5 protein-coding genes are annotated in these 3,865 nt (G+C 65.4%); 1 reads left to right on the top strand and 4 read right to left on the bottom strand.

Features of this window, described 5'->3' with window-relative positions:
• Positions 1 to 34: 34 nt before the first annotated feature.
• From ABZ953_RS39125 to ABZ953_RS39115, 3 genes are all read right to left on the bottom strand, one after another.
• Positions 35 to 1,228 (bottom strand): ParB/RepB/Spo0J family partition protein, encoded by a 1,194-nt coding sequence (locus ABZ953_RS39125; RefSeq protein ID WP_361734285.1) that lies wholly within the window; start codon positions 1,226 to 1,228, stop codon positions 35 to 37.
• Positions 1,225 to 2,373, bottom strand: a complete 1,149-nt coding sequence (locus ABZ953_RS39120; protein ID WP_361734283.1) for a ParA family protein — start codon at positions 2,371 to 2,373, stop codon at positions 1,225 to 1,227. The genes ABZ953_RS39125 and ABZ953_RS39120 overlap by 4 nt, the downstream gene beginning before the upstream one ends.
• A 109-nt stretch (positions 2,374 to 2,482) precedes the next feature.
• Positions 2,483 to 3,088: a 2'-5' RNA ligase family protein gene (locus ABZ953_RS39115; protein WP_361734281.1), complete on the bottom strand. Its 606-nt coding sequence runs from the start codon at positions 3,086 to 3,088 to the stop codon at positions 2,483 to 2,485.
• 120 nt (positions 3,089 to 3,208) lie between these two features.
• Here ABZ953_RS39115 and ABZ953_RS39110 point away from each other — a divergent pair, with 120 nt between their 5' ends.
• Entirely contained in the window at positions 3,209 to 3,526 is a 318-nt protein-coding gene (locus ABZ953_RS39110; protein ID WP_361734280.1) for a hypothetical protein, read from the top strand.
• Between the two features lie 2 nt (positions 3,527 to 3,528).
• Here ABZ953_RS39110 and ABZ953_RS39105 read toward each other — a convergent pair whose 3' ends face one another.
• The gene (locus tag ABZ953_RS39105) at positions 3,529 to 3,744 is read right to left on the bottom strand and encodes a hypothetical protein (protein WP_361734278.1); all 216 of its coding nucleotides are present in this window, start codon (positions 3,742 to 3,744) and stop codon (positions 3,529 to 3,531) included.
• Positions 3,745 to 3,865: the final 121 nt, after the last annotated feature.

Raw genomic sequence — 3,865 nt, 5'->3', positions numbered from 1 at the left:
CTGCTAAGGGTGCGAGATGAGTCAGTTAACCCGGTTAATCGGCGGTTGGCGCGTTCTGCTCAAGGGCCAGTTTGTGCAGCAGGGCGTCGTACTTCTGAGGGTGCTGTTCTCGCAGGATCTTCATGAGGAGCTCTGTGCAGTGAGCGAAGATCTCAGGCTCCATCTTTCGGTTCATGTGATGGGCCATGAACGGGGCGTCGTGATACGGCAGCCGTGGCGGCTGCCCCGCCTGATCCCCCTCGAAGGTGTCTGCTGTACCGGGTGCCTCAGGACCAGCGGTCCGTTGCTCCTGAGGCGACCCGTCAATTGGATCGCTACCGTCCTCGCTCGTCTGCTGGGCCGGTAGACCCGGTGCAGCAGTGTCAGGCGAGGGCTTTGTCGGAGAGCTCAGGGGACGACGCGGCTTCCGGGGGGACTTAACCCGGTTAACTGCCTCCTCGGCTTCCTTGCGCTGATGCTCAGCAGGCAGTCCGCCGATGCGGCGGGCGTCTTTGACCGTGAGCTCACCGCCGACCTTCTCTTGCAGATCCGGGGGGAGCTTGAGCAACGCCAGCCGCTGCGACACCCACGCTGGCGTCTTGCCGAGACGCGACGCCACGATTTTCTGCTGCTTGTGTGTCTCCAGCAGCTGCTGGATGGCATGCGCCTGGTCGAGCGGTTCCACATCCTCACGGTGAATGTTGGCGATCAACGCCGACTCCAGAATGTCCGCAGCACTGGCCGCCAAGTCATCGTTGACGTAGATGTAGAGCGAATCGATACCGGCTAGGGCCGCTGCAGCAAGACGCCGGTTCCCGTCGATCACAACGTAGACAGCCTCACCCAGCGCGGTCTTCTGGTCCGGATGCACGGCGAGGAGGGCTGACCTGGTGACGACCGCGAGCGGTTGCAGCTGCCCTCGGTCCTTCAGCGAAGCCGCATTCTCGTCGAGGTTGGTCAGTGCCTCGCGCGGGTTGAACGGATTGTGGGCCAGGGCCGCCAGTTTCACCTTGGACGGATGTAGCCGAGTCCCCGTTCGCCGTGCCTCCTCCGCCTCTGCGGCGGCGGCGAGCTTGGCCTCTTGTGCCTCCTCCCAGGCGAGCATCTCGTGCTCGTCGTTAACGGCAGACGACTCGGCACCACTGAGCCCGTAGTGGCTGAGGATGTCGTTGCGGGTTGGCGTGCCCTCCGTCGGCTGCTCGCTCTGATAGCTGGGAACTTGGTCCTTTTTGCTTTTGCTCTTGCTCATGCCGCCAGCTCCCGTGCCATGCTGCGCAGTCCTTGGGCCAGCTCGCAGTCTGGTGCCCATTCAAGGAGCGGGGTGCTCCGGTCGGTTGCATCGCGCTGTTCCTTGAGGTCGCCAAAGATTTGGATTACGCCGGGGTTAGCGCGCTCCTCCCACTCCTCCTTCTTCTTCTGTACCGATGCACCGCGCCTTCCGTCGTAGGTGTTGACGACGAACCCCAGCTCGTCTACCTGGACCCTGGTCATGCTCATCAGCTGCTGCCGCTGCGTGTTGAACAGGTCGTATGCCTCGAAGGATGGTGTGTCTGCCCACACCGGCATGAGCACACCAGAGCGATCCGCCAGCTCACCCTCGCGCCGCTGCGCGTAGTGCATGGCGATGTCCATGGCCAGCCCCAGGCTCGGCGGACCGTCAAGGACGATGACGTCGTAGTCCTTCTCGATCGGCTCCAACGCGCGCGCCAGCGATTCTTCCCGGCCGGTGCGCATACTGCTCATCACGGCATCGAAGAGGAACGCATCGTGACAGGCCGGCAGCAGGTGGAGCCGCCCCGCGAAGCGCTCCTGAGGCAGCACCGCGAGGGATCGACGGATGTGCTTCCGTCCCTTACCGAGCATGTGTTCCAGGAGGCTCGCTCCACTGTCCATGGGGATCAGCTTCTGCCCGAGCCGCCGCGTCATGTGCCCCTGCGGGTCATAGTCGATCAGCAGGACTCGCAGGCCCAGTTCGGCGAAAGCCTGTGCCAGACCAGAGGCAACAAAGGTCTTGCCCACCCCACCCTTCTGGATAGCCACGAGGATGCGCTGCACGGGCTGGCTGATCAGCCGCTGCGTGAGGGACGGCTGTGCCATCAGCCAGCCGGTCACGGCCTGCGCGATTCCCTGCGTCTTCGCGATCCCGCGACGCTCGCACTCAGCTACAAAGCGGGAAACGCCCCCAGCGGGCAGGTAAGTCCCCCAGCTCTTCGCGCCCTTGACCTCGACGGCGGGAGAGTCGACACGCTCGTACCAGAGGCTCAGGGCATGTGCGGTTGCGTCGGTTACGTTCAGGCCGTGCTCCGTTGCGCGAATCTTCAGATCTCGCCGGAGTTCGGGCGTGAGGTTGACGATTAGTTTTTCGGGGGTCCCCCCGCCATGTGGAACTGTCATGGTGGGCAACTTACCAGCGACGTCAATGTGTAGAGGTGTGCGAAACGGACGGGACTGAGCCCGCTGAACGGTCATGGCTACCGACGTGAACCGCGTCGATGTCCGCGTCCTAGCCCAGCGGGATCTCGTCGTCGACGTCCCACGTGTAGTAGCCGCGCCCGGGAGACTGGTACTGGTTGACGAGATGGACGCGGTCGATCGTGACGTCGACGCGCGGCGGCCGCAGCGCCCGCAGTGCCCGGTTGAGTGCCCGGTCCGGGAAGTCGGCGCGCGCGTACGCCAGGGAGGCATGAGCCCAGAAGCGTTCTTCCCGGGCCCGGAGGGAGACGCCGGGCACTTTCCCGGCTGCGGTACGGGCGCGGTCGTTGAGCTGTGCCATGCCGTGCTCGGGGTAGACGGCGACGGTGACCGCGGTGACTCCGGGCCACACCGGACCCAGTTGGACCTGGAAGGGCTTCATCCCGGTCAGTTCGGCTCGGAGGGCTTCGCGGAGCTGGGTCGTCTGGTCGGTGTCGATGGTGTGGTGGATGCCTTGGACGGTGGAGTGCAGCCACTGCTCAGGGACCACCCCCAACCTGTCGCCGTACGCGCTGAGCAGTTCGTGGTGGGCGCGGGCGTACGCGCGGAACGCGGGGTGCTCGCTCAGCAGCACCAGGACGTGCGGGAAGGGCCCGCCGCCGGTCCAGATCCGGCTGGGTACGAAGAAGTTCTCCACAGCGGTTTCCTCAACTCGGACGTGGACCTACAGCGACTGTCGGGATGCGCATGAGGCCAGCCTGAGATCGAAATCTAGTCGCCCACCCCAGAGTTCTCCCGCCCGGGTACGCTCCGGCACATGTCTTCCGCTACGGTCCTCCTCCCCGGCCAGGCCGACTTGGCCCGACGGCTCAGGGCTGTCGACGACGATCCGCGCATCGTGGACCAGTTCCACGTGAAGCTGCTCCCCGCTGCGGGCCAGGAGTTGAGCGGGCCGGGCGTCGCCGTGGCGCTGAGCCTTGCGTTCGAGGAATACCGGCATGAGCAGGATCTGCCGTCAGCCGTCGCCGCGGCGCTCTTCCGCCAGCTCGCCGACTACGCGATGGCGATCGTCGACAACCCGGTCGTCCGACGCCAGGCACTGCAGATCATCAGCGCGGGCCTGCCACCGTCGTAACGTTAGCCCGCCCATCCGACGTCGAGGACCTCGACGACGTCGTACCTCGCTCGGCACGTGACCCAGCTCGCCGTCCCGAATGCCTCGGTCGGGTCCGTCCTGTCCGCGCCCGGAGCGTCGGTGACGGAGTCGATGATGGCGAGCACCTCCTCGTGCACGTCATCCGGTAGCGCTTCCATTACGGCGTCGGCCTGGCCTGTCAGCTCCACCCTGCGCATAGCGCCCCCTTCGCGATCGGCGGGGACGCCACGTTAGAGCGGGATGGGGGGCTCCGAACGGTGCTCGAAGGAGACCGGTACGAGCAGCCCCCGCGCGGAGTACGAATTGTTACGGTCCATG

The sequence above is a fragment of the Streptomyces sp. NPDC046465 genome (genome assembly GCF_040646035.1).
Taxonomy (GTDB): domain Bacteria; phylum Actinomycetota; class Actinomycetes; order Streptomycetales; family Streptomycetaceae; genus Streptomyces.
This window is presented reverse-complemented; position numbering and strand designations above follow the sequence as displayed.

What these genes read in the sequence shown, in the direction of transcription:
- ABZ953_RS39125 (WP_361734285.1), bottom strand. Translation starts at nt 1,228, where the DNA reads ATGAGCAAGAGCAAAAGCAAAAAGGACCAAGTTCCCAGCTATCAGAGC.
- ABZ953_RS39120 (WP_361734283.1), bottom strand. Translation starts at nt 2,373, where the DNA reads ATGACAGTTCCACATGGCGGGGGGACCCCCGAAAAACTAATCGTCAAC.
- ABZ953_RS39110 (WP_361734280.1), top strand. Translation starts at nt 3,209, where the DNA reads ATGTCTTCCGCTACGGTCCTCCTCCCCGGCCAGGCCGACTTGGCCCGA.
- ABZ953_RS39105 (WP_361734278.1), bottom strand. Translation starts at nt 3,744, where the DNA reads ATGCGCAGGGTGGAGCTGACAGGCCAGGCCGACGCCGTAATGGAAGCG.